Raw genomic sequence first — 24220 nt, forward strand, 5'->3', positions numbered from 1 at the left:
TGACAGGCCGCCATCGCTGGCAAGCCAGCTCCCACAGTGTTTTGTGGTGTTAGTCAAGGCTGTGCAGGTTTCCTGAAGACGTAAAACAGGTTCGGCTCACTCACCAGATACAACGTTCCGTCATCATCCATCGCCATGCCTTCGGCTTGCGGCACGCTCTTGTGCAAACCCTGCCGGCCCTTGTTCAGCGACAAGGTGCTCAGCGGACGTCCATCAACATCCAGTTCAAGAATCAGCCCCGACTCGTCGGACAGCGCCAACAAATGGCCGCTGCGCTCGTCGTATTGCAGGCTCGACAGATCGCGCACGAACATCCCCGCATCGCGCTTGGGATTATTGATCACGTGCACCGCGTAGGATTTTTCCGGATTGAAGTGCGGAAATCCGTGCACTTCATAAATCAGCATCGGGTCGCGCTCCTTGGCCACGAACAGGCGTTTGCCCACCGAGTCATACGCCAGGCCCTCGAAGCCCTTGTTGCCGCTCATGTGCACGCCAAGTGTCATCTGTTCGGCATCCGCCGCATCGAGGAAGGTCGTGTCCTGCTCAAGATGCACCTTGATCAGCCGTTGCTCTCGCTCGTCGGTGATCACATAGGTGTCGGCACTGATGAACTCCACCGCTTCGGCATCGCCAAAGCCGATCAGTGCGATGCGCCGCAGGATCTTGCCGTCGAGCGACAACTCGACCAATTCGGCGTGCTTATTGGTCACGGTGAACAGGCTTTTGCGCAGCGGATCGTAGGTCAACGCCGACACATCGTCGTTCAACCCGTCGATGACCCTGGCCTCCACCTCGACCCGGTACTGATCCAGACCGATGGCCTGGCTGCTTAACGGTTGCCACACACTGTGCAGGTTGAACCAGGCGCGCTCGAACAGGCGCAGGTATTGGCCGATCGCGATCAACGCGATCAGGGCAATCACTGACAGGATGGCAAACAGGGGCTTGGGACGGGCAAGTCGACGCATTCAGGCAGGCTCGGGATCAAAACAGGCGGATGAAATATCACGCCTGTCTGAACTGAAGCTTAATGGCCACTTGCCTGCGACCACAAGCCGACCGCGATGGGCTTACTTCTGCTTTTCGAAGCGATAGAACAGGTTCGGCTCACTGACCATGTACAGCGTACCCGCGTCGTCCATGGTCACGCCTTCGGCGCGGGGAATGGTGCTCTTCAAACCGTTGAAGCCGCCCAGCAGGGTCATGAAGCTGACCTGCTCGCCCTTCTCGTCCAGCTCCAGCAGCAGGTGCGAGTCGGCGGACAGCACCAGGGTGTGGCCGGTACGCGGGTCGATGGCCAGTGCCGAGAGGTTGCGGATATCCAGTTCATCATTGGCCAGCTTCTGCTTGTCGCCCTTGAGGATCTGGCTGCCGTCGCTTTTCCAGGTGAACAGCGCTGGCGGCCGCTCTTCGCCCAGCAGCAACTGCTGGTTGCGCGGATCCCAGGTGATTGCCTCAAATGCCTTGTTCTGGTTTTTCGACGGACCGAGGTCGTATTTCGGGAAATCGGCGATATTCAGCTCGCGGGTGCTGGCATCGACCTTGACGATGGTCAGCAGATGCTCGCGCTCATCGACGATCGCCATCAGGCCGTTTTCCAACACGGTCACACCTTCCGGATTGCTCCAGCCCACCAGCGGCATCTTGCGTAGCACATCACCCTGCAGGGTCAGTTCGACCAAAAACGGGTTCTTGCCCATCACTGAAAACAGGGTTTTGGTCTGCGGGTTGTAGGACAGGTCAGAGGCCTCGTCCTTTTCCATGCCCGGCAGCAGTTTGCCGTCGATGACCACACGATAGTCCGGCAACCAGATGCTCGCTTTTTGCTCGGCCTGGCTTTCGAAACGCTCGCGCAACCAGAGCAGGCCACGGTCGTCCCAATGCATGGCAAACGCCAGGCCATACGCGGCGGCAAGCACCAGCAACAGCCAGACATACCAGCGCAGGGCAAAACGTGAGCGACGAGGAGGATTGAGCTGTGTTTGAGCTGACATCAGGGACGCGTTCCGAAAATTCAGGCTATGGGTAATAGCACAAAGAGGCCGGCTCAGACGCCAGAATGAGAGGAATTATCCGGACAGAATGTGAAAAAAACGGCAAATGACGGGATTGCCCCTGCCTTATAAAGCCGGATCAAAAGATCGCAGCCTGCGGCAGCTCTACAGAGACAGGTGTAGGAGCTGCCGAAGGCTGCGATCTTTTGCCCTTAGCGCACGCTGCTGCTGAAGCGGCTCGCGCCAACCAGTTCCAGCACGATGTCGTCGCCGACGTTCAGCGGGCCGACGCCCACTGGCGTGCCGGTGAGGATCACGTCGCCGGCCTGCAGCGAAAAGCAGCCGGCCATGTGCTGGATCATCGGCACGATCGGGTTGAGCATCGCGCTGCTGTTGCCGTCCTGACGCACTTCACCGTTGATGGTCAGGCGAATGCCGATGTCGGTCAGGTCTGGGAACGTGCTGCCGACCACGAACGGCGCGATCACCGCCGCGCCGTCGAACGACTTGGCGATTTCCCATGGCAGGCCCTTGGACTTGAGCTCGGCCTGCTTGTCGCGCAGGGTTAGATCCAGCGCCGGGGCGAAACCGGAGATCGCATCCAGTACTTCTTCGCGGCTCGGTTTGGTCGACAGCGGCTTGCCGATCAACACGGCGATTTCCGCTTCGTAGTGCACCGAACCGCGCTCGGTCGGAATGCTGAACCCACCTTCCAGCGGCACCACGCAACTGCCCGGCTTGATGAACAGCAACGGTTCGGTAGGCACCGGATTGTCCAGTTCCTTGGCGTGCTCGGCGTAATTACGGCCAATGCACACCACTTTCCCGATCGGGAAGTGAATGCGCGTGCCGTCGACGTACTGGTGCTGATAGCTCATTTACCGACTCCTGCCTTCATTGATTCAGGGGATTGCCAATCAAACCGCGAAGATCTTGCCCGGGTTCATGATGCCGTTCGGGTCGAACACCGCTTTGACCGCCTTCATGTACTCGATTTCGACCGGCGAACGGCTGTACGTCAAGTAGTCGCGCTTGGTCATGCCCACGCCATGTTCGGCGGAGATCGAACCGTTGTATTTCTCGACGGTTTCGAACACCCACTTGTTGACGGTCGCACACTTGGCGAAGAACTCGTCCTTGCTCAGGGTATCCGGCTTGAGGATGTTCAGGTGCAGGTTGCCGTCACCGATATGGCCGAACCAGACAATTTCGAAATCCGGGTAATGTTCACCGACGATCGCGTCGATTTCCTGCAGGAATGCCGGCACTTTCGACACAGTGACCGAGATGTCGTTCTTGTACGGTGTCCAGTGCGAGATGGTTTCGGAAATGTACTCGCGCAGCTTCCACAGGTTCTGCAGCTGGGTTTCGCTCTGGCTCATCACGCCGTCCAGCACCCAGCCCTGCTCGACGCAGTGCTCGAAGGTTTCCAGCGCGGTGTTGGCCACTTCTTCGCTGGTGGCCTCGAATTCCAGCAACGCATAGAACGGGCACTCGGTGTCGAACGGCGCCGGTACGTCGCCACGGCCCAGCACTTTGGCCAGGGCCTTGTCGGAGAAGAATTCGAATGCGGTCAGGTCAAGCTTGCCCTGAAAGGCGTGCAGCACCGGCATGATCGAGTCGAAATCAGCGGTGCCGAGGACCATCGCCGTAAGGTTTTTCGGCGCGCGATCCAGACGCATGGTCGCTTCGACCACAAAACCCAAAGTGCCCTCGGCACCAATGAATAACTGGCGCAGGTCGTAACCGGTGGCGTTCTTGATCAGGTCTTTGTTCAGCTCCAGCACATCGCCCTTGCCGGTGACCACTTTCAGGCCGGCGACCCAGTTACGGGTCATGCCGTAGCGAATCACCTTGATCCCGCCGGCATTGGTGCCGATGTTGCCGCCAATCTGACTGGAACCGGCCGACGCGAAGTCCACCGGGTAGTACAGGCCGTTTTCTTCGGCGACGTTTTGCAGGTGTTCGGTGACCACGCCGGGCTGGCACACGGCGGTGCGATCGGTGAGGTTCACGTCGAGAATCTGGTTCATGTAGTCGAACGACACCACCACTTCGCCATTGGCGGCGACGGCGGCGGCGGACAGCCCGGTGCGCCCGCCGGATGGCACCAGCGCCACTTTGTGGGTATTGGCCCAGCGGACGACGGCCTGCACCTGCTCGATGGTCTTGGGAAACACGATGGCGCTTGGCGCGGGAGCAAAGTGCTTGGTCCAATCCTTGCCGTACGCATTCAGGGAGTCGGCGTCGGTCAGGACCTTGCCAGGCTCGACCAGGGTCTTCAGTTCATCAATCAGGGCAGGATTGGTCATCGACAGAACTCTCGAACAATTCATGGTCATCCTGAAGACGCTTCACGTCGCAGGAATGAGTGTTTCGCGGGGTGGCTATGCTAGCATACCGACCCCGCAGGCCAGTGCCCAAGGCCAGTTCTGCGGTGACGGCTTTCTTGCCGTGCGGGTCAGCTCCAGGCTGCTCCCCTCCCTGCCATTTTTCTCCGGGATACAGGTTTACGCAGATGAGCAAGACTTCTCTCGATAAGAGCAAGATCAAGTTCCTTCTTCTCGAAGGCGTCCACCAATCGGCTGTCGACGTCCTCAAGGCGGCGGGCTACACCAGCATCGAATACCTGACAGGCTCCTTGCCGGAAGCCGAGCTCAAGGAAAAGATCGCTGATGCTCACTTCATCGGCATTCGTTCGCGCACCCAACTGACCGAAGAGATCTTCGATCACGCGAAGAAGCTGGTCGCGGTCGGCTGTTTCTGCATCGGCACCAACCAGGTTGACCTGAGTGCTGCCCGCGAGCGCGGTATCGCCGTGTTCAACGCGCCGTACTCCAACACCCGCTCCGTCGCGGAACTGGTGCTGGCCGAAGCGATCCTGCTGCTGCGCGGCATCCCTGAGAAAAACGCTTCCTGCCACCGTGGCGGCTGGATCAAGTCCGCAGCCAACTCCTTCGAGATCCGTGGCAAGAAACTCGGCATCGTCGGCTACGGCTCGATCGGTACGCAGCTGTCGGTTCTGGCGGAAGGCTTAGGGATGCAGGTGTTCTTCTACGACACCGTGACCAAGCTGCCGCTGGGCAACGCCACTCAAGTCGGCAACCTGCACGAGCTGCTGGGCATGTCCGACATCGTCACCCTGCACGTTCCGGAAACCGCTGCGACCCAGTGGATGATCGGCGAGAAGGAAATCCGCGCCATCAAGAAGGGCGGCATCCTGATCAACGCCGCGCGCGGCACCGTGGTCGAGCTGGACGCCCTGGCGGACGCGATCAAGGACAAGCACCTGATCGGCGCGGCCATCGACGTGTTCCCGGTAGAGCCACGCTCCAACGACGAAGAGTTCGAAAGCCCGCTGCGTGGCCTGGACAACGTGATCCTGACCCCGCACATCGGTGGCTCGACTGCCGAAGCCCAGGCCAACATCGGTCTGGAAGTGGCGGAGAAACTGGTCAAGTACAGCGACAACGGTACTTCGGTGTCGTCGGTGAACTTCCCGGAAGTGGCCCTGCCGGCTCACCCTGGCAAGCACCGTCTGCTGCACATCCACGAGAACATTCCGGGTGTAATGAGCGAGATCAACAAGGTCTTCGCCGAAAACGGCATCAACATCTCCGGTCAGTTCCTGCAGACCAACGAGAAAGTCGGTTACGTGGTGATCGACGTCGACGCCGAGTACTCGGAGCTGGCGCAAGAGAAGCTGCAACACGTCAACGGCACCATCCGTAGCCGCGTACTGTTCTGATCGAACGCCGAGCAATGAAAAAGGGAGCCTTCGGGCTCCCTTTTTCATGCACCACCGGAAACTTATTTGACGTTGACGGTGATTTTCTTCGACACGATTGGCGGATCGAACGGCATGTGGCCGCTGTCGCCCAGCTCCAGCTGCAAGGTGTGCTTGCCCGGGGCCAGTTTGATCGTGGCCTCGGTCTGCGCCTTGCCGAAGTGCATGTGATTGGCGTCATTCGGAATCGGTGCGCCCGCCGCCGGCATTTGGTCGACGTCGATCAGCAGGTGATGGTGACCGGTGTTCTTGGTAACGTCACCGGCCGGTGCCAGCGCAACGTCCTTGACCCCGAACTTGACCTTGAACTCCTGAGAAACCGTGGCCCCGTCTTCGGGAGAAACGATGAACACTTCGGCACCTTTAGGCGCCGGGGTCGCTGCACTGGCCAGCACTGAAACACCCATCAACAGGCCAGCCAAGGCTGCTCGTGACATAAACGTTTTCATTCTCTTCTCCAGTTTTTCCGTAAAATCCGCGCGGTCATGACAACTTCATGACCATTCGTTGTCGAAGGCACTCGACAACCATAGCAAAGCGAGCCTGACTCAGAGCATCGCAATAATGATTTCAAAGGAGTGACCATGCGCCTTCTGCCTGGCCTGATCTGCCTGCTACCCCTTCTGAGCCCCTTGGCTCACGCCGAACTGATTGATGACGTCAACGACCGTGGCGAGTTGCGCATTGCCCTTGAGGCTAATACACCGCCCTTCAATTTCAAGGATGGCGACACACTCACGGGGTTCGAGGTCGAGCTTGGGCAACTGCTGGCCAACGAGCTGGATGTACGCGCCGACTTCATCGTCACCGACGAAGCCGACCTGCTCCAGGGCGTTGAAAGCGGCAAGTACGACGTCGCGCTCAACCACATAGCACTGACACCTGAACTCAAGGATCGTTTCGACTTCAGCGAGCCTTACGGCAAGGTCGACTCGCAGCTATGGGCGAAGAAAGATGAGCAGCCACGGCCAATGGTGCTGGTGCAGGCGCTGACCGAAGAGAAGCCGAAAGCGACCCCGGTGGAGCTGGCGATTCCGTTTCAGAAGGGTAATCCGGCATTTCACGCCAGCCTGGAAGGTGCGTTGCAGCGGATCAAGGCCGATGGGCGGTTGGCGGCGCTGTCCGCGAAGTGGTTCACCGAACCATAGGAGCTGCCGCAGGCTGCGAGCTCTTGATCTTGATCTTGTAGATCAAAAGATCGCAGCCTCGTTTCACTCGACAGCTCCTGCAGACGGTCTTTGGTGGGCTTTTAGTCGAGGTGGGCCAGGGCCATGGAGGCTTGAGAAAGTTCGAGTTCACTGAAGACTTGAACCCCATGGCGTTTGAGCAGCGCAGCCGTCACGCCTTCTCCCGAGACCTTCACCCCACTGAACGTCCCGTCATAAGTCAGCAGATTCCCGCAGGAAGGGCTGTTGGCCTTGAGCACCGCGACGCGGATGCCATGCTTTTGCACCAGTGCCAGCGCCTGCCGCGCGCCGTCGAGAAACTGCGCGCTGACGTTCTCGCCTTCGGTGGTGATCACCGCTGCCTTGCCATCGAGCACGTCGGTGCCCTGCCCGCCGGGGATTTCCGCCGCGGCACGCGGGGTCGGCAAACCACCGGCCACTTCCGGACACAGCGGCACTACACGGCCTTCGGCGATCCACTGTTCGAGCACGTCGAACGGCCCGCTGGTCCCGCCGTCGTAACGCACGCGGTGGCCCAACAGGCAACGGCTGACCAGAATCTTCTGCATCTCAGAACGGCTCGTTGCCACGGCGACGAAACCAGCCGGTCAGCGACAGGCGTTCGCGCTGCGCCGGCAACACTTCATGCGGTACTTCGCCGGAGAGAAACACCACCAGACAGCCGCCGGTGGGTTGCACGTCATGCACCCGGTCTTCGCTCAGGTACATGCGCAACTGACCGCCGTCTTCCGGCAGCCAGGCGTCATTGAGATAGACCACCGCCGAGACCATGCGCCGGTCATCGTCGCGAAAACGGTCGACGTGCTTGCGGTAGAACGCGCCCGGCGGATACAGGGCGAAGTGGCACTCGAAATCTTCAAGCCCGAGGAACAACCCGCGATTGAGCGCCTCGCGCAGACTCTCCATCAGATTCAGATAACGGTCGCTGGCCTCGGCCTGGCCCGGGTCGATCCACTGGATGTGGTCGCCACGAATGCCCTCGCGAATCTCCGAAAACGGCCCACGGCCTACCGCTGCCGGCGCCAGTTCGCCCTCGGCCTCACGTTTGCGGCACTCGGCCGCCAGCTCACGGGTCAAACCCGCGGGCAGGAAAATGTTCTGCTGCGACCAGCCATGCTCGGCCAGGTCGTCGACGATGCGTAACAGCAGCGGGTGTTCAGAGGATATTTGCATGGCGCGCATAGTATGCCGGCGGCAGGAAATCCGACAGAGCCACGCGGCGGCTTGATACGAATTCTCGACAAGTACCGGCACCGCACGGAGAATAGTCCGCTGCTGACAGGAGTCCCTATGCGCCGTTTGCTTTTTTCACTGTTGATGTTCTGCGTTTTGCCCGCCTGGGCGGACGGCCACGATCAGCTGTACAAGATCGCCGGCTGGCCAGATCAACGTGCGCATTTCAACGATGCCCTGAGCGCCGCGCAGCAGCGCTACCAGAACAACCTGCCACCGGCGGTGTTCCAGGCCCTGGTCAATAACAGCAACCAGCGCTTCGCCCCCCAGGCCATGGATCAGCGTGCCGAAGCGCAGCTGCGCCAGCACCTTGCCGATCCACAACCGGCGCTGACCTTTTTTCAATCGCCGCTGGGCAAGAAAATCGTCGCCGCTGAATTGCTCGCCACCCGTCGCGATCAGCTGGCGAAGAACGCCAAAGGCTTGCCGAAGATGCAGGTCAGCGACAGCCGTCTGCTGGTCATCGGCCATCTGGCGCAAGCCTTGCCGGCGCGCGAGGCCGGCGCCGAAGTCAGTCTGGCGATTGCCGGCGTGGCGGCGGACAGCCTGAGTTCGATGATCCCCGGCCTGCTCGGCGGCGGTCAGGCGCAAGGCATGCTGAACGGCCAGCGCCAGCGCCTGATGGAGCAGATCGGTGCCGATTTGAACAACACGCTGCTCTACGTTTATCGCGATCTGTCGGACGACGAACTGGAGCAGTTCGCGACCTTTGCCGAGTCTGCCGAGGGCAAGGCGTATTACCAGGCGGCGCTGGCGGCGATCCGGGCGGGGTTGGCGGTGGGGCAAAGCTCTTCGAACCTTGGCCAGTAAGCTTTATCACCTTTCAGACCGCCATCGCTGGCAAGCCAGCTCCCACAAGGATTTTCATCTAATACAGAGTTTGTGAGCGCCGGAAAACCTGTGGGAGCTGGCTTGCCAGCGATGAGGCCAGCAACTCCCCTAGAGATTCCGTCCCCTGATCCGCTTGTTCAGAAACTCGAAATACTCCTCGCGCATCTCCAGCGTCTCGTTCGCCAGATGATGCCGCGCTTGCGGCAGCAACAGAATCTGCGGCCGGTCGAATTTCCACTTCAGCACCTGCAAGTTGTGCTGCCAGTCCACGGTCATGTCCGCCTGCCCCTGAATGATCAGCGGCCGTCGCGGACTTTTTTTCGCGTGCTCGACGCGGATGATCCAGCGCGACAGCGCACCGACCCACGCGGTCGGCAAGCGCTTTGGCTGCAACGGATCGGCCTGCAGAAACGGCAGGAAATCCGGGTCGTTGGAGTTCTCGCTGAAGCGCCGGGCGATGCCTCGCACGAAAGGTCTGAGCAGGTAATAACTGAGCTGCGACCAGCCCCAGGCGCGCGGACGTACCAGCGGCGCCAACAGAATCAAATGGCCTTGCGCCGGGCTGCCCTCGCCATGATTGAGTACATGGTCGACGACGATCGCGCCGCCGGTGCTTTGCCCGCACAGGTGCCAGGGTTGCGGCAGGGCAATCGAACCGGCTTCGGCGAACAACGCCTGCAAGGCGTCCTGATATTCAGAGAAATCACGGATGCTCGCCCGCGGCCCACTCGACAAACCATGCCCCGGCAAGTCGCAGGCAATAACAGCAAAATCCTGATCCAGTGCCCACTCGATGACATGCCGATACAGCCCGGTGTGATCGTAAAAACCGTGCAGCAGAAACAGCGTGCCCTTGACCTTCTCCGGCCACCAGCAATGGCTGACCAGCTCATACCCGTCCACTTCGAACCGGCCCATGCCGCGCCAGACATCACGCTCCGGGAAGTCGGTTTTATAAAACCGCTGATACGCCTTCGCTTCGTCCGACAACGGCTGCCACTGGGCCAAAGGCTTGAGGCTGGCGCGTAAATGATCGGCATCGAAAGTGTCAGGCATGCGGGTATTCCAAAGCGGTAAACAGACTTTATCGGCCTGCGATATTCATCTGTTGCGGCAAGCATGGCAAGCTAGCCCCCCTTCGAGGATCGAAAAACCATGCGCTCGCCCTACCGCACCGCACTGTTTGCCAGCCTGCTCGCGCTTGTGTGTGCCGGGGTACTGTGGGCGGCGTACGACTGGTTTCAGGGGCGTTATCTGCGTGCGTTCAGTCAGCACACCGCGGTGTTTTCCGGTGATTCGCTGCGTCTGCCAGATGAACTGGCCGGTCCCGGCAAAATCCGCCTCGTGCACTTCTGGGATCCGGCCTGCCCATGCAACGTCGGCAATCAACAGCACCTGACGGAAATGGTCGAACAGTTCGGCCCGCGCGGCGTGGAATTCTTCGCCGTGCAGCGCGTCGGCAGCCACGGCCAGTTGCCCGCCACCCTCGGCAATCTGAAAACCATCACGGTGTTGCCCGGTTCCGAGCAGGTACCGGCCAGCCCCGCCGTGGCGATCTGGGACCGCAGCGGCAAACTGGCGTATTTCGGCCCCTACAGTGAAGGCCTGACCTGCAACTCCAGCAACAGCTTTATTGAACCGATCCTCAACGCGCTGATGGATGATCGACCGGTCAACGCCACCCACACCCTGGCGGTCGGGTGTTACTGCCCTTGGCCGGTGGTGGTGCAGTAAGGCATTCCGGACTTTTCGAGGACAGCGATGCACGGCACGGAAGGTCTGTGCTAATTGTTTGCAGCCCGACGGGCGGCAATCCCGCATGCACAAGGAGTCACCATGAAACGCGTCTTCACCGTTCTTGCCTTGCTCATCGTTGTCCTGCTCGCCAGCGTCGGCGCCTACCTCTACAGCAAGCAACCGACGCGTCAGGGCCAGGTGGAGCTGCGCAACCTGCAGGGTTCGGTGACCGTGCGTTACGACGAACGCGGGGTACCGCATATTCGTGCCGAGAACGAAATCGATCTGTATCGCGCCCTCGGCTACGTGCACGCTCAAGATCGCCTGTTCCAGATGGAAGCCATGCGCCGCCTCGCGCGTGGCGAACTGGCCGAAGTGCTAGGGCCGAAGCTGCTCGACACCGACAAACTGTTCCGCAGCCTGCGCATCCGCGAACGCGCCGCCCGTTATGTCGCCAGTCTCGATAAGCAGTCACCGGCGTGGAAGGCCCTGCAAGCCTATCTGGACGGCATCAACCAGTATCAGGACAGCCACGCCGCGCCGATCGAGTTCGACGTGCTGGGCATCCCCAAGCGGCCGTTCACCGCCGAAGACAGCATCAGCGTCGCCGGTTACATGGCCTACAGCTTTGCCGCCGCGTTTCGCACCGAGCCGCTGCTGACTTACGTGCGCGATCAACTCGGCACCGATTACCTCAACGTCTTCGACCTCGACTGGCAGCCCAAAGGCGTGCTTGCCAAAGGTCACGCCAACAAGACGCCGGCCCTCGCCGCCAGCGACTGGCAAGACCTCAACGCCCTCGCCCGCCTCAGCGAGCAGGCGCTGATTGAAAACGGCCTGCCGCAATTCGAAGGCAGCAATGCCTGGGTGATTGCCGGCAGTCGCAGCCAGAGCGGCAAACCGCTGCTGGCCGGCGACCCGCACATTCGTTTCTCGGTGCCTTCGGTGTGGTACGAAGCACAACTGTCGGCGCCGGGGTTTGAGCTTTACGGCCATCATCAGGCGCTGGTGCCGTTCGCGTTCCTGGGGCACAACCTGGATTTCGGCTGGAGCCTGACCATGTTCCAGAACGACGATCTGGATCTGATCGCCGAGAAGGTCAACCCGGACAACCCGAATCAAGTCTGGTACCACGGCCAGTGGACCGATCTGCTCAGCTCCGAGCAGCAGATCGCGGTGAAGGGCCAGGCGCCGGTGACGCTGACCCTGCGCCAGTCGCCCCATGGCCCGATCGTCAACGACGCCCTCGGCACTGCCGCCGGCAAGACACCGATCGCCATGTGGTGGGCGTTTCTCGAAACACCGAACCCGATTCTCGAAGGCTTCTACCAGCTCAACCGCGCCGACACCCTGGCCAAGGCCCGCGCTGCGGCGGCGAAGGTGCAGGCGCCGGGGCTGAACATCGTTTACGCCAACGCCAAGGGTGACATCGCCTGGTGGGCTTCGGCGCTGTTGCCCAAACGCCCGGCCGGGGTCAGACCGGAGTTCATTCTCGACGGCAGCGGCAATCAGGCGGACAAGGATGGTTACTACCCGTTCAGCGCCAACCCGCAGGAAGAAAATCCGGCGCGCGGCTACATCGTCTCGGCCAACTTTCAGCCGCTATCGCCGACCGGGATGGAGATTCCCGGTTACTACAACCTCGCTGATCGCGGCCAGCAGCTCAATCGCCAGCTCAGTGACAAGAACGTGAAATGGAGCAACGAGGCCAACCAGCAGCTGCAACTGGGCACCACCACCGGTTATGGCCCGCGCACTCTGGCGCCGCTGCTGCCAGTGCTACGTGAGGTCGTGAGTGATCCGGCGCAACTGAAACTGGTCGAGCAACTGGCGCAGTGGCCGGGCGACTATCCGCTGGATTCGGTGAGCGCCACCGTGTTCAACCAGTTCCTCTACGACCTCGCCGATGCGGCGATGCGCGATGAGTTGGGCAACGACTTCTTCGAAACACTGCTCTCGACCCGGGTGATCGACGCCGCCCTGCCGCGCCTGGCGGCGAACGCCGATTCACCGTGGTGGGACAACCGCACCACGCCGAACAAGGAGACTCGCGCCGACATCGTCAAAGCGGCGTGGCAGGCGAGCATCGCACACCTAAAACAGACCCTCGGCGACAATCCGTCGGGCTGGCAATGGGGCACGGCGCACACCCTGACCCATGGCCATCCGTTGGGTCAGCAGAAGCCGCTGGACCGGATCGTCAATGTCGGGCCGTTCGCTGCGCCGGGCAGCCACGAAGTGCCGAACAACCTCTCGGCCAAGCTTGGCCCGGCGCCATGGCCAGTGACTTACGGGCCTTCGACGCGGCGGCTGGTGGACTTCGCCGACCCGGCACACAGCCTGACCATCAACCCGGTCGGCCAGAGCGGTGTGCCGTTCGACAGCCACTATGACGATCAGGCCGAAGAGTACGTCGAGGGAATGTACGTGCAGGCGCACTTCAGCGAGGAAGAGGTGACGGCCAATACCCGCAGTACGTTGAAGCTGTTGCCGGCGCGGGCTGCGCAATAGATTTGTGCTGGCTGGTCTGGCCCCATCGCTGGCAAGCCAGCTCCCACAGGATTTTCAGTGAAGACAGATTATGTGAACACCCGAGAAACCTGTGGGAGCTGGCTTGCCAGCGATGGGGCCCTTAAGAACACAAGAGACCTTCAGAGCATCAACGCAAAATTCAGCCGAAACTGCTGCGGCGTCACCCCCAACCGGCGATTGAACACACTGCGCATGTGCTGCGCATCGCGAAACCCGCACTGATAGGCCACGGTCTTCAGCGGTGCCGTGGTGCTTTCCAGCAGTACTCGCGCCGCATCCACTCGCGCACTTTCGACGAACTCTGCCGGGGTGACCCGAGCCTCACGGGCAAACACCCGGGAAAAATTGCGCGCGCTCATGTTCGCCGCGTTCGCCAGATCGGCAATCGTCAGATCGCCGGTGAGGTTGGCCAGCACATACAACTGCACCATCGCCACCGCTGACGTCGACTCCGCATGCGGTGTGAGGAACGGGCTGAACTGCGATTGCCCGCCCGAGCGCTGAGTGAACACCACCAGCCGTTTGGCCACGCTCAGCGCCACGTCAGCGCCGTGATCGCGGGCCAACAGGTACAGCGACAGATCGATCCCCGCCGTCACCCCGGCCGAGGTATAGAGCGCACCGTCCTCGACATACAGGCGATCGGCTTCGACCCGCGCCGATGGACACAATTGCGCCAGCGCTTGGGCATCGTTCCAGTGAGTGGTCACCGTTCGCCCGTCCAGCAGCCCCGCCCGCGCCAGCATGAACGCGCCGTTGCAGATCGAGCCAAAACGCCGCGCACGGGCACAGGCCTCGCGCAGCCAGGTGTCGAAGCCTTTGCCGAAATCCAGAAACGGTAACTGCGGGCCGCCGGCGACCAGCAGCAAGTCCCAGGCGTCGAGCGCCTCGCTGAAGTGCCGGTGAGCGCTGAGGTTCAATCCGTTGGAACAGGCCATCGGGCCATGCTCGACGCCGATCACCTCCAGCCGATAGTGATCCTCGGGCGGCAGAAAACGATTGGCCTCGGCAAACACATCCATCGGCCCGCTGACATCCAGCGCCTGCACGCCGGGAAACACCACGATGGCGATGGTTCTGTTCATAAGCCTCCTTGGGGATCTTTGTGGCGAGGGGATTCATCCCCTCGCCACAGGTTCGGTGTCTGCTGTTTTAAGTGAGTTGGCACGATTTGCAGGTCGATTGGCAAGGATCGCAGCCATGGGTTGATTGTCCGTGCAGTGCCTCGGGGAACAGACTTTGTCCATCAGCGCCACAACGGCGTTTTCGACGAGGAAACACCTTATGAGCACGACCATTGCCGGCATCAAAATCCCCGACAGCGCCCTCGCCCGGGCCACCACCGAGTACATTCGCGACATCGAATCCGACCTGCTCTACCACCACTCGCGCCGGGTGTTTCTGTTCGGTGCGCTGAGCGGCGAACGCCAACAACTGACCTACAACCCGGAGCTGCTGTATGTCGGCGCGATGTTCCACGACCTCGGACTGGTCGAGGGCTATCGCAGTGACGACGAGCGTTTCGAAGTGGATGGCGCCAACGCGGCAGCGGCGTTTCTCAAACCGTACGGGCTCAGCGAAGACGACATCGAACAGGTCTGGCTGTCGATTGCCCTGCACACCACGCCGGGCGTGCCCAAACATCTGCGGCCGACTGTGGCGCTGGTGACGGCGGGTGTCGAGATGGACGTGTTGGGGATGGATTACGCGGCGTTCAGCAGCACCCAGCGCGAGGCGGTGGTGCATGCGCATCCACGCGGGGAAGGTTTCAAGGAGTGCATCATCTGCGCGTTTGCCGACGGCTTGCGCCATCGTCCGCAGACCACGTTCGGCAACGTGAAGACCGATGTGCTGGTGGATCAGGAGCCGGGGTTCAGGCCGATGAACTTTGTCGAGGTCATCCGCCAATCTCCCTGGATTTCCTGAGCTCCAAAAACAAAAGATCGCAGCCTGCGGCAGCTCCTACAGTGGAATGCGATCCCTGTAGGAGCTGCCGCAGGCTGCGATCTTTTTGCCTGTCAGGCCGCTTCCGGACTTGGCGCGCGGCGCACGTCCGGTTGTTTCCACGAATCGGCAGCGCCTTCTTCGATGGCTTGCTGGATGGCTTTCTTGCGCGCTTCTTCGGCGCGGCGGCTGAAGAACCACACCAGGAAGGTCACCAGCGATACCGCCAGCAGAATCAGGCTGGCCACGGCATTGATCTCCGGCTTCACGCCCAGACGCACCGCCGAGAACACTTCCATCGGCAGCGTCGTCGAACCCGGGCCGGAAACGAAGCTCGCCAACACCAGGTCGTCCAGCGACAGCGCGAACGACATCATGCCGCCCGCTGCCAACGAAGGCGCGATCATCGGGATGGTGATCAGGAAGAACACCTTCCACGGCCGCGCACCGAGGTCCATGGCTGCCTCTTCGATCGACAGGTCCAGCTCACGCAGACGCGCCGACACCACCACCGCCACATACGCTGCACAGAACGTGGTGTGGGCGATCCAGATGGTGACGATGCCACGTTCCTGCGGCCAGCCGATCATCTGCGCCATGGCCACGAACAGCAGCAACAGCGACAGACCGGTAATCACTTCGGGCATCACCAACGGCGCCGTCACCAGGCCACCGAACAGCGTGCGGCCCTTGAAGTGGGTGATGCGGGTCAGGACGAAGGCGGCGAGCGTGCCCAGCGCCACCGCAGCAACCGCGGTGTAGCAGGCGATTTCCAGCGAGCGCACCACCGAGCCCATCAGTTGCGTGTTGTCGAGCAGGCCGACGTACCACTTCACCGACCAGCCGCCCCACACCGTCACCAGTTTCGAGGCGTTGAACGAGTAGATCACCAGGATCAGCATCGGCAGGTAGATGAACAACAGACCCAGTACCAGCATCAGGCTGGAGAAACGGAAGCGCTTCATTCTTTACCCTCCATTTCCTTGGCCTGACTGCGGTTGAACAGGATGATCGGCACAATCAGGATCGCCAGCATCACCACCGCCAGGGCAGACGCCACCGGCCAGTCACGGTTGTTGAAGAACTCTTGCCAGAGCACTTTACCGATCATCAGGGTTTCCGGACCGCCAAGCAGTTCCGGGATCACGAACTCACCGACCACCGGGATGAACACCAGCATGCAGCCGGCAATGATCCCGTTCTTGGACAGTGGAATGGTGATTTTCCAGAAGCTGTTGAAGGTGCTCGAACCCAGGTCGGCAGCGGCCTCCAGCAAGCTGTGATCGTGCTTCACCAGGTTGGCGTACAGCGGCAGAATCATGAACGGCAGGTACGAGTAGACAACACCGATGTACACCGCGAGGTTGGTGTTGAGGATCTGCAGCGGCTCGTCGATCCAGCCCATGCTCATCAGGAACCCGTTGAGCAGGCCGTTGTTGCTGAGAATGCCCATCCACGCATACACACGGATCAGGATCGCGGTCCAGGTCGGCATCATGATCAGCAGCACCAGCACCGTCTGCAGCTCTTTACGGGCGCTGGCGATGGCGTAGGCCATCGGGTAGCCGATCAGCAGGCACAACAGCGTGCTGAAGAACGCCATCTTCAGCGAGCCAAGGTACGCGGCGATGTACAACTCGTCGTCGCCGAGCATTGCGTAGTTGCCAAGGTTCAGCAGCAGTTGCAGCTTCTGCTCGGCGAAGGTGTAGATCTCGGTGTACGGCGGGATGGCCACATCGGCTTCGGCAAAGCTGATCTTCAGGACGATGAAGAACGGCAGCATGAAGAACAGGAACAGCCAGATGAAGGGAACCCCGATGACCAACTGGCGGCCACCGGGAATTATTCGATTGAGCCGGCGTTTGAATTTGCGCATGTTCATGAGCGAAGTACCACGCCGCTATCGTCTTCCCACCACACGTAAACCTGATCACCCCAGGTCGGACGCTGGCCGCGACGCTCGGCGTTGGCAACGAACGACTGCACCAGCTTGCCACTCGGCAATTCGACGTAGAACACCGAGTGCCCACCGAGGTAGGCGATGTCATGCACCTTGCCGCTGGACCAGTTGTATTCGCAGGTCGGCATTTCGGCGGTGACCAGCAGCTTCTCCGGACGAATCGCGTAGGTCACGGATTTGTCCTGCACCGAAGTGCTGATGCCGTGGCCGACATAGATCTGCCGGTCGAGGTCCTTGCAGGTGATGGTCGCGTGGCCTTCAGCGTCGTCGATCACTTCGCCTTCGAAGATGTTCACGTTGCCGATGAATTCGCAGACCAGACGGCTGGTCGGGGTTTCGTAGATGTCGATCGGGCTGCCGATCTGGGCGATCCAGCCCAGGTGCATGATCGCGATGCGCTCGGCCATGGTCATGGCCTCTTCCTGGTCGTGGGTCACCATCACGCAGGTCACGCCCACACGCTCGATGATTTCCACCAGCTCCAGCTGCATCTGCGAACGCAGTTTCTTGTCCAGTGCGCCCATGGGTTCGTCGAGCAGCAGCAGTTTCGGCCGCTTGGCCAGCGAACGCGCCAGTGCCACACGCTGCCGCTGACCGCCGGACAGTTGATGCGGCTTGCGCTTGGCGTACTGGCTCATCTGCACCAGTTTGAGCATCTCGGCCACACGCGCATCGATCTCGGCGTTGGGGATCTTGTCCTGCTTGAGACCGAAGGCGATGTTCTGCGCCACGGTCATGTGCGGGAACAAGGCGTACGACTGGAACATCATGTTGATCGGTCGCTCGTACGGCGGCATGTCGGTGATGTCGACGCCGTCGAGGAAAATGCGCCCCTCCGTGGGCCGTTCGAACCCTGCCAGCATCCGCAGCAGTGTGGATTTGCCCGATCCCGAACCGCCGAGCAGGGCGAAAATTTCGCCCTTTTTGATTTCCAGGGACACATCGTCCACGGCAATCGTCTCGTCGAACTTCTTCGTGACCCGGTCGATTTTGACCAACACCTGCTTAGGTGTCTGGTCGCCCTCGAGGGCTTTCTTATAGGCGCCGGAGGCAACTGCCATTTACGAAACTCCCAGAAAAAAACAGTGCAGTTCGCCCCATGCGGACGAACCCAGGATAGTTTGTGCCTTACTTGCCCGACTTGACCTTGGTCCAGCTACGGGTCATCAAACGCTGAATATTGGGTGGCAACTCGACCGACACGTAAGTCTTGTCGAGGACTGCTTGCGGTGGATAAACCGCTTCATCGGTGCGGATGGACTGCTCCATCAGCTTGTCCGACCCCGGGTTGGGGTTGGCGTAACCGACGTAATCACTGACCTGGGCGATCACCTCAGGTTTCAGCAAATAGTTGATGAAGGCGTGGGCCTCTTTGACGTTGGACGAGTCCTTCGGAATCGCCAGCATGTCGAACCACAGCGCGCCGCCCTCTTTCGGAATCGAGTAGGCGATGTTCACACCCTTCTTGGCTTCCTCGGCACGGTGCTTGGCCTGGAAGATGTCACCGGAGAAACCGATGGCCACGCAGATGTCGCCGTTGGCCAGATCACCGATGTATTTCGAGGAGTGGAAGTAGGTGACGTAAGGACGCACGGCCAGCAGTTTGTCGGTGGCCTTGGCGTAATCCTTCGGATTGGTGCTGTTGGCGTTCAGGCCCATGTAGTTGAGCACGGTCGGCATCATTTCATCGGCCGAGTCGAGGAACGCGACGCCGCAGCTGTGCAGCTTCTTGATGTTCTCTGGCTCGAACAGCACGCTCCAGGAGTCGATCTTGTCGATACCGAGCACGGCCTTGACCTTGTCGACGTTGTAGCCGATGCCGTTGGTGCCCCACAGGTACGGCACCGCGTACTGGTTGCCCGGATCGTTCTGCTCCAGGCGCTTGAGCAGCACCGGATCGAGATTCGCATAGTTCGGCAGCTGCGACTTGTCGAGCTTCTGGAACGCGCCTGCCTTGATCTGCTTGCCAAGGAAGTGGTTCGACGGCACGACCACGTCGTAACCGGTACGCCCGGCCAGCAGCTTGCCTTCCAGGGTCTCGTTGGAATCGAACACGTCGTACACCGGTTTGATCCCGGTTTCTTTCTGGAAGTCGGCCAGGGTGGTCTCGCCGATGTAATCCGACCAGTTATAAATATGCACCGTACCGGCGGCCTGGGCTCCGACAGCGATCGTCAGGCCGGCAGTGGCCAGCAGGGCTTTGCGCAAAGAAGAAAAAATAGGCAAGTGGAGGTCCTCTAATTTAGTTGGGCCCAAGTTGCCCCGTGCTGCATGACAGTCACGGTTGCCCGGCAACAAAACCGGCGCGCAACTTACCTTCGAAAAACCGATCCAGCAAAACTTTCTGTCATTTAATTGATCCGCTGACCGCCGTCGTGGCGACGACAGCCAGCGGTTGCTGCTTCAAACCGGCTTATTTACCGGATTTGATCTTGGTCCAGCTGCGGGTCATTTCGCGCTGGGTAGCGGCCGGCAAGTCGGCGATCGCATACAGCTTGGCCTGCACGTCGGCTGGCGGGTAAATGCCTGGATCGCTGGTGATGTCTTTTGCCACCAGAGCGGTCGCAGCAGCGTTACCGTTCGGGAAGCGTACGGCGTTGGTGATGCCGGCCATGACTTCAGGCTTCTGCAGGAAGGTCATGAACTTGTAGGCGCCTTCAACGTTTTCGGCATCTTTAGGGATGGCGACCATGTCGAAGAAGCTGCCAGCGCCTTCTTTCGGAATGGCATAGCTGACTTTCACCTTGTCACCGGCCTCGGCGGCACGGGACTTGGCCTGCTGCACGTCACCCGAGTAACCGACCGCTACGCAGATGTTGCCGTTGGCCAGGTCCGAGATGTACTTGGAGGAGTGGAAGTAGGTGATCGAAGGACGAATCTTGAGGAACAGATCCTCGGCTTTCTTGATGTCTTCTTTCTTCTGGGTGTCGGTAGGCAGGCCCAGGTAGTGCAGTGCGACCGGGAGCATTTCGGTCGGCGAATCGAGGAAGCTCACACCGCAGCCCTTGAGCTTGGCGATGTTTTCCGGCTTGAGCAGCACGTCCCACGAGTCGATGGTGTCGACGCCCAGCGCGGCCTTGACCTTCTCCGGGTTGTAACCGATACCGATCGAACCCCACATGTACGGGAAGGCGTGCTTGTTGCCCGGATCGCTGACCGACACGGCCTTGAGCAGGTCCTGGTTCAGGTTCTTCCAGTTAGGCAGCTTGGACTGGTCCAGCTCCTGATAAACACCGGCCTTGATCTGCTTGGCCAGGAAGTTGTTCGACGGCACAACGACGTCGTAACCGGATTTCCCCGCCAGCAGTTTGGCTTCCAGGGTTTCGTTACTGTCGAATACGTCGTAAACGACTTTGATCCCGGACTCTTTCTCGAAGTTGGCAATGGTGTCCGGAGCGATGTAGTCGGACCAGTTGTAAACGTGCAGTACCTTCTCGTCCGCGTGAACCGCACCCGCCATCATGCCCGCGACGGACAGCGCGAGAAGAGTCTTGCCAGCAAGCTTTTTACCTAATGCCTTCATGCGTCATGCTCCAAATTTTTCTTTTTTGAACCACTTTGTTCAGCGGCCGAACCCCGACAACTGGAACTGCGGCTAGTCTGGCAAGATCGGAGGCGGTCTTTCAAGAAAAGGCCCACCTTTCTGACACCTTCGAGCGAGAGCGCCGCAGCTCCCCCGCTCGAAGCCTAGCACTTAGGCTTGCAACGCACTGAGGGTCAGGTCCAGGCACTTGCGTGCCTTGGTCACCAGTTCATCGATCTCCGCCTTGCTGATCACCAGCGGCGGCGCAATGATCATGGTGTCGCCCACGGCGCGCATGATCAGGCCGTTATCGAAGCAGAACTGCCGGCAGATCATGCCCACGCCCCGGCCTTCGTAACGCTTGCGAGTGGCCTTGTCCTGCACCAGCTCGATCGCCCCCAGCAAACCGACGCCGCGCACTTCGCCCACCAACGGGTGGTCGTTGAGTTCGCGCAGACGTTTCTGCAAATACGGTGCCGTTTCGTTGTGCGCGTTCTCGATAATTTTCTCGTCGCGCAGAATCCGGATGTTTTCCAGACCCACCGCTGCCGCCACCGGGTGCCCGGAGTAGGTGAAGCCGTGGTTGAAGTCGCCACCTTCGTTGAGCACCTTCACCACATCGTCACGGACGATCAGGCCACCCATCGGGATGTAACCGGAGGTCAGGCCTTTGGCGATGGTCATCATGTCCGGTTTCAGGTCGTAGAAATCCGAACCGAACCACTCGCCGGTACGGCCGAAACCGCAGATCACCTCATCAGCGACGAACAGAATGTCGTACTTGGCGAGGATTTCCTTGATGCGCGGCCAGTAGGTATCAGGCGGAATGATCACGCCGCCGGCGCCCTGGATCGGCTCGGCAATGAACGCACCGACGTTGTCCACGCCGACTTCAAGAATCTTCTCTTCCAGCTGATTGGCGGCCCAGATGCCGAACTCTTCCGGCGACATGTCGCCGCCCTCGGCGAACCAGTACGGTTGGGCGATGTGGACGATGCCCGGAATCGGCAAGTCGCCCTGTTCGTGCATATAAGTCATGCCGCCCAGGCTCGCGCCGGCCACGGTGGAACCGTGGTAACCGTTCTTGCGGCTGATGATGACTTTCTTGTTCGGCTGGCCCTTGATCGCCCAGTAGTGGCGAACCATGCGCAGCATGGTGTCGTTGCCTTCGGAGCCGGAGCCGGTGAAGAACACATGGTTCATGCCTTCCGGCGCCACGTCGGCAATGGCCTTGGCCAGTTCCAGTGCCGGCGGGTGCGCGGTCTGGAAGAACAGGTTGTAGTAGGGCAGTTCGCGCATCTGCTTCGCGGCGGCGTCAGCCAGCTCATCGCGGCCATAACCGATCGCCACGCACCACAGACCCGCCATGCCATCGAGGATCTTGTTGCCCTCGCTGTCCCACAGGTACACGCCCTTGGCGTTGGTGATGATCCGTGGACCCTTTTCTTTCAGCTGCTTGAAGTCGCTGAACGGGGCCAGGTGGTGTTCGCTGCTGAGGGCTTGCCACTCACGGGTTTGCGGGTTGTTGCTGGTCATGCCAATTCTCCTTGTTATCGGTGAAGGCGCGGCTGCTACCAGCCGCGCCCGGCGTATCAGACGGCGAAGAGCAGGTACTCACGCTCCCAGGAACTGATCACGCGCTTGAAGTTTTCATGCTCGGCCCGCTTGACCGCGACGTAGCCGGTGATGAAGGTCTTGCCCAGGTATTTCTCGATGGTTGCGCTGTTTTCCATACGCTCCAGCGCGTCTTCGATGGTCAGCGGCAGGCGCAGGTTGCGGCGTTCATAGCCACGACCGACCACTGGCGCGCTCGGGTTCAGCCCCTCGACCATACCGATGTAACCGCAGAGCAGGCTCGCGGCAATCGCCAGGTACGGGTTGGCGTCGGCGCCCGGCAGGCGGTTTTCCACGCGGCGGTTCTGCGGGCCGGCATCCGGGACGCGCAGGCCCACGGTGCGGTTCTCTTCGCCCCACTCCACGTTCACCGGCGCCGAAGTGTCCGGCAGGAAGCGGCGGAACGAGTTGACGTTCGGCGCGAACAGCGGGAGCAATTCCGGGATCAGTTTCTGCAGGCCACCGATGTGGTGCAGGAACAGCTGGCTCATGGTCCCGTCTTCATTGGAGAACACGTTCTTGCCGGTCTCGATGTCGATGATGCTTTGGTGCAGGTGCATCGCACTGCCCGGCTCGCCGGTCATCGGCTTGGCCATGAAGGTGGCGGCCACGTCGTGCTTGAGCGCGGCTTCGCGCATGGTGCGTTTGAACACCAGGATCTGGTCGGCCAGCGACAGTGCATCGCCGTGACGGAAGTTGATTTCCATCTGTGCCGTGCCGTCTTCGTGGATCAGCGTGTCGAGGTCCAGCTCCTGCAGTTCGCACCAGTCGTAGACGTCCTCGAACAGCGGGTCGAACTCGTTCGCCGCTTCGATGGAGAACGACTGACGCCCGATTTCCGGACGGCCCGAGCGGCCGATCGGCGGCTGCAGCGGATAGTCGGGGTCGTCACTGCGCTTGGTCAGGTAGAACTCCATCTCCGGCGCCACGATCGGCTGCCAGCCCTTGTCGGCGTAGAGTTTCAGGACCTTCTTGAGCACGTTGCGCGGCGACAGCTCGATCGGGTTGCCTTGCTTGTCGTAGGTGTCGTGAATCACCTGGGCGGTCGGCTCGATGGCCCATGGCACCAGATACACGGCGTTCTGGTCGGGGCGGCAGATCATGTCGATGTCGGCCGGGTCGAGCAGTTCGTAATAGATGTCGTCTTCGACGTAGTCGCCGGTCACGGTCTGCAACAGCACGCTTTCCGGCAGGCGCATGCCCTTCTCGGCGATGAATTTGTTGGTCGGCGAGATCTTGCCCCGGGTGATACCGGTCAAGTCGCCGATCATGCATTCGACTTCTGTGATCTTGTGGTCTTTCAACCAATCGGTGAGCTGGTCGAGGTTGTTACTCATAAATGCCTCTGGGCTGAGTCTCCTGACATCGTGTCAGGCAAAGTTTGACGCCGTGGCGTCGCGTTAAAGGGGGCTTGCTTGCGCGCAGTGCCGGCTTACGCCTGGCACCGCGCATCGACAATGAAAGAGGAGCTTACCTGCCCTTTACGCTGGCGTTGCATTTCCTGTGCACATTCAAGGCGTGCAGAATCATGAGCACGGCTGGGGAAGCGGCACAGGCTTTGGGACTCAAAGGGATCTATATTGAAGGAAGGCGCCATAAACAGAATGCTTTGCCGTACGTCCAGAATAACGGACGCTGCCGTTTGGCCTGATGCGGACGAGGACATCGTCAACAGCCCGCGAGCCTTGCGGGCTGCACTACGGACGGATTGGTCGCCACTGATGTGTTGAGCATGCAGACCGGACTGTTGCGAGCAGTCGGTGATGCCGATTAACGGCAGGCGAGACATGAAGCACCCCGGTATTATTGCTGTTATGGGTTTGATCGGAGCTTAGCCTTGTTCATTTTTTTACACAACACCCCCGTAAAAAATAC

General features: G+C 60.5%; 22 protein-coding genes. 6 read left to right on the top strand and 16 right to left on the bottom strand.

The window, feature by feature from the left end; translation table 11 throughout:
* Positions 1-53: 53 nt before the first annotated feature.
* The 4 genes from B1722_RS09740 to B1722_RS09755 form a co-directional block, all read right to left on the bottom strand.
* Positions 54-971 (bottom strand): SdiA-regulated domain-containing protein, encoded by a 918-nt coding sequence (locus B1722_RS09740; protein WP_041072155.1) that lies wholly within the window; start codon positions 969-971, stop codon positions 54-56.
* Between the two features lie 102 nt (positions 972-1073).
* The gene (locus B1722_RS09745; protein ID WP_041072153.1) at positions 1074-1997 is read right to left on the bottom strand and encodes an SdiA-regulated domain-containing protein; all 924 of its coding nucleotides are present in this window, start codon (positions 1995-1997) and stop codon (positions 1074-1076) included.
* A 212-nt stretch (positions 1998-2209) separates the two neighbouring features.
* Positions 2210-2875, bottom strand: coding sequence for a fumarylacetoacetate hydrolase family protein (locus tag B1722_RS09750; protein ID WP_041072151.1), 666 nt, complete (start codon positions 2873-2875; stop codon positions 2210-2212).
* A 39-nt stretch (positions 2876-2914) separates the two neighbouring features.
* Complete coding sequence (locus B1722_RS09755; RefSeq protein ID WP_041072149.1) at positions 2915-4309, bottom strand: FAD-binding oxidoreductase; 1395 nt, start codon at positions 4307-4309, stop codon at positions 2915-2917.
* Positions 4310-4515: 206 nt separating this feature from the next.
* Here B1722_RS09755 and serA point away from each other — a divergent pair, with 206 nt between their 5' ends.
* Positions 4516-5745 (top strand): phosphoglycerate dehydrogenase, encoded by a 1230-nt coding sequence (serA, locus tag B1722_RS09765; protein WP_003229219.1) that lies wholly within the window; start codon positions 4516-4518, stop codon positions 5743-5745.
* Between the two features lie 62 nt (positions 5746-5807).
* Here the strand turns inward: serA and B1722_RS09770 are convergent, their stop codons facing one another.
* Positions 5808-6233, bottom strand: a complete 426-nt coding sequence (locus tag B1722_RS09770) for a DUF4399 domain-containing protein (protein ID WP_041072147.1) — start codon at positions 6231-6233, stop codon at positions 5808-5810.
* A 135-nt stretch (positions 6234-6368) separates the two neighbouring features.
* On the opposite strand from B1722_RS09770, the gene B1722_RS09775 reads away from it, so the two are divergent.
* Positions 6369-6932 (top strand): transporter substrate-binding domain-containing protein, encoded by a 564-nt coding sequence (locus tag B1722_RS09775; protein ID WP_041072145.1) that lies wholly within the window; start codon positions 6369-6371, stop codon positions 6930-6932.
* A gap of 101 nt (positions 6933-7033) precedes the next feature.
* Here the strand turns inward: B1722_RS09775 and B1722_RS09780 are convergent, their stop codons facing one another.
* A complete protein-coding gene (locus B1722_RS09780) occupies positions 7034-7519 on the bottom strand; it encodes a DUF523 domain-containing protein (protein ID WP_086792318.1) in 486 nt (161 codons plus the stop codon).
* Between the two features lies 1 nt (position 7520).
* Entirely contained in the window at positions 7521-8153 is a 633-nt protein-coding gene (locus B1722_RS09785) for a 2OG-Fe(II) oxygenase (protein WP_041072141.1), read from the bottom strand.
* 108 nt (positions 8154-8261) lie between these two features.
* Between B1722_RS09785 and B1722_RS09790 the strand changes: the two genes are divergently transcribed.
* Positions 8262-9014 carry a DUF2059 domain-containing protein gene (locus tag B1722_RS09790; RefSeq protein ID WP_086792320.1) on the top strand — a complete coding sequence of 251 codons (753 nt, stop codon included), beginning with the start codon at positions 8262-8264 and terminating at the stop codon, positions 9012-9014.
* Positions 9015-9143: 129 nt separating this feature from the next.
* Here B1722_RS09790 and B1722_RS09795 read toward each other — a convergent pair whose 3' ends face one another.
* A complete protein-coding gene (locus B1722_RS09795) occupies positions 9144-10091 on the bottom strand; it encodes an alpha/beta hydrolase (RefSeq protein ID WP_041072137.1) in 948 nt (315 codons plus the stop codon).
* Positions 10092-10190: 99 nt separating this feature from the next.
* Between B1722_RS09795 and B1722_RS09800 the strand changes: the two genes are divergently transcribed.
* Together B1722_RS09800 and B1722_RS09805 are read left to right on the top strand one after the other, a co-directional pair.
* Entirely contained in the window at positions 10191-10769 is a 579-nt protein-coding gene (locus B1722_RS09800) for a DUF6436 domain-containing protein (protein ID WP_086792322.1), read from the top strand.
* A gap of 102 nt (positions 10770-10871) precedes the next feature.
* Complete coding sequence (locus B1722_RS09805) at positions 10872-13283, top strand: penicillin acylase family protein (protein WP_086792324.1); 2412 nt, start codon at positions 10872-10874, stop codon at positions 13281-13283.
* Between the two features lie 140 nt (positions 13284-13423).
* Here the strand turns inward: B1722_RS09805 and B1722_RS09810 are convergent, their stop codons facing one another.
* On the bottom strand, positions 13424-14389 hold the full coding sequence (locus B1722_RS09810; protein ID WP_086792326.1) for a GlxA family transcriptional regulator: 966 nt from the start codon (positions 14387-14389) through the stop codon (positions 13424-13426).
* A gap of 199 nt (positions 14390-14588) precedes the next feature.
* Here B1722_RS09810 and B1722_RS09815 point away from each other — a divergent pair, with 199 nt between their 5' ends.
* Entirely contained in the window at positions 14589-15230 is a 642-nt protein-coding gene (locus B1722_RS09815) for an HD domain-containing protein (RefSeq protein WP_086792328.1), read from the top strand.
* Positions 15231-15322: 92 nt separating this feature from the next.
* On the opposite strand, the gene B1722_RS09820 is transcribed toward B1722_RS09815, so the two are convergent.
* The 7 genes from B1722_RS09820 to B1722_RS09850 all read right to left on the bottom strand — a co-directional run bounded on the left by B1722_RS09820 (position 15323) and on the right by B1722_RS09850 (position 23682).
* Entirely contained in the window at positions 15323-16213 is an 891-nt protein-coding gene (locus B1722_RS09820) for an ABC transporter permease subunit (protein WP_086792330.1), read from the bottom strand.
* The gene (locus B1722_RS09825) at positions 16210-17091 is read right to left on the bottom strand and encodes an ABC transporter permease subunit (RefSeq protein WP_174377002.1); all 882 of its coding nucleotides are present in this window, start codon (positions 17089-17091) and stop codon (positions 16210-16212) included. The genes B1722_RS09820 and B1722_RS09825 overlap by 4 nt, the downstream gene beginning before the upstream one ends.
* Positions 17092-17126: 35 nt before the next feature.
* A complete protein-coding gene (locus B1722_RS09830) occupies positions 17127-18269 on the bottom strand; it encodes an ABC transporter ATP-binding protein (protein WP_003229245.1) in 1143 nt (380 codons plus the stop codon).
* A gap of 67 nt (positions 18270-18336) precedes the next feature.
* Positions 18337-19434, bottom strand: coding sequence for a polyamine ABC transporter substrate-binding protein (locus B1722_RS09835; protein ID WP_041072123.1), 1098 nt, complete (start codon positions 19432-19434; stop codon positions 18337-18339).
* 187 nt (positions 19435-19621) lie between these two features.
* Positions 19622-20731 carry a polyamine ABC transporter substrate-binding protein gene (locus B1722_RS09840; protein WP_086792332.1) on the bottom strand — a complete coding sequence of 370 codons (1110 nt, stop codon included), beginning with the start codon at positions 20729-20731 and terminating at the stop codon, positions 19622-19624.
* Between the two features lie 171 nt (positions 20732-20902).
* Positions 20903-22267 (bottom strand): aspartate aminotransferase family protein, encoded by a 1365-nt coding sequence (locus tag B1722_RS09845; RefSeq protein ID WP_086792334.1) that lies wholly within the window; start codon positions 22265-22267, stop codon positions 20903-20905.
* Between the two features lie 56 nt (positions 22268-22323).
* Positions 22324-23682, bottom strand: a complete 1359-nt coding sequence (locus B1722_RS09850; protein ID WP_007967993.1) for a glutamine synthetase family protein — start codon at positions 23680-23682, stop codon at positions 22324-22326.
* Positions 23683-24220: the final 538 nt, after the last annotated feature.

The organism is Pseudomonas sp. SCPG-7 (assembly GCF_002156405.1).
GTDB lineage: Bacteria > Pseudomonadota > Gammaproteobacteria > Pseudomonadales > Pseudomonadaceae > Aquipseudomonas > Aquipseudomonas parakoreensis.

Bases quoted from the DNA above. Each gene is read 5' to 3' on its own strand.
- B1722_RS09740 (WP_041072155.1), bottom strand. From the start codon at position 971: ATGCGTCGACTTGCCCGTCCCAAGCCCCTGTTTGCCATCCTGTCAGTG.
- B1722_RS09745 (WP_041072153.1), bottom strand. From the start codon at position 1,997: ATGTCAGCTCAAACACAGCTCAATCCTCCTCGTCGCTCACGTTTTGCC.
- B1722_RS09750 (WP_041072151.1), bottom strand. From the start codon at position 2,875: ATGAGCTATCAGCACCAGTACGTCGACGGCACGCGCATTCACTTCCCG.
- B1722_RS09755 (WP_041072149.1), bottom strand. From the start codon at position 4,309: ATGACCAATCCTGCCCTGATTGATGAACTGAAGACCCTGGTCGAGCCT.
- serA (WP_003229219.1), top strand. From the start codon at position 4,516: ATGAGCAAGACTTCTCTCGATAAGAGCAAGATCAAGTTCCTTCTTCTC.
- B1722_RS09770 (WP_041072147.1), bottom strand. From the start codon at position 6,233: ATGAAAACGTTTATGTCACGAGCAGCCTTGGCTGGCCTGTTGATGGGT.
- B1722_RS09775 (WP_041072145.1), top strand. From the start codon at position 6,369: ATGCGCCTTCTGCCTGGCCTGATCTGCCTGCTACCCCTTCTGAGCCCC.
- B1722_RS09780 (WP_086792318.1), bottom strand. From the start codon at position 7,519: ATGCAGAAGATTCTGGTCAGCCGTTGCCTGTTGGGCCACCGCGTGCGT.
- B1722_RS09785 (WP_041072141.1), bottom strand. From the start codon at position 8,153: ATGCGCGCCATGCAAATATCCTCTGAACACCCGCTGCTGTTACGCATC.
- B1722_RS09790 (WP_086792320.1), top strand. From the start codon at position 8,262: ATGCGCCGTTTGCTTTTTTCACTGTTGATGTTCTGCGTTTTGCCCGCC.
- B1722_RS09795 (WP_041072137.1), bottom strand. From the start codon at position 10,091: ATGCCTGACACTTTCGATGCCGATCATTTACGCGCCAGCCTCAAGCCT.
- B1722_RS09800 (WP_086792322.1), top strand. From the start codon at position 10,191: ATGCGCTCGCCCTACCGCACCGCACTGTTTGCCAGCCTGCTCGCGCTT.
- B1722_RS09805 (WP_086792324.1), top strand. From the start codon at position 10,872: ATGAAACGCGTCTTCACCGTTCTTGCCTTGCTCATCGTTGTCCTGCTC.
- B1722_RS09810 (WP_086792326.1), bottom strand. From the start codon at position 14,389: ATGAACAGAACCATCGCCATCGTGGTGTTTCCCGGCGTGCAGGCGCTG.
- B1722_RS09815 (WP_086792328.1), top strand. From the start codon at position 14,589: ATGAGCACGACCATTGCCGGCATCAAAATCCCCGACAGCGCCCTCGCC.
- B1722_RS09820 (WP_086792330.1), bottom strand. From the start codon at position 16,213: ATGAAGCGCTTCCGTTTCTCCAGCCTGATGCTGGTACTGGGTCTGTTG.
- B1722_RS09830 (WP_003229245.1), bottom strand. From the start codon at position 18,269: ATGGCAGTTGCCTCCGGCGCCTATAAGAAAGCCCTCGAGGGCGACCAG.
- B1722_RS09840 (WP_086792332.1), bottom strand. From the start codon at position 20,731: ATGAAGGCATTAGGTAAAAAGCTTGCTGGCAAGACTCTTCTCGCGCTG.
- B1722_RS09845 (WP_086792334.1), bottom strand. From the start codon at position 22,267: ATGACCAGCAACAACCCGCAAACCCGTGAGTGGCAAGCCCTCAGCAGC.
- B1722_RS09850 (WP_007967993.1), bottom strand. From the start codon at position 23,682: ATGAGTAACAACCTCGACCAGCTCACCGATTGGTTGAAAGACCACAAG.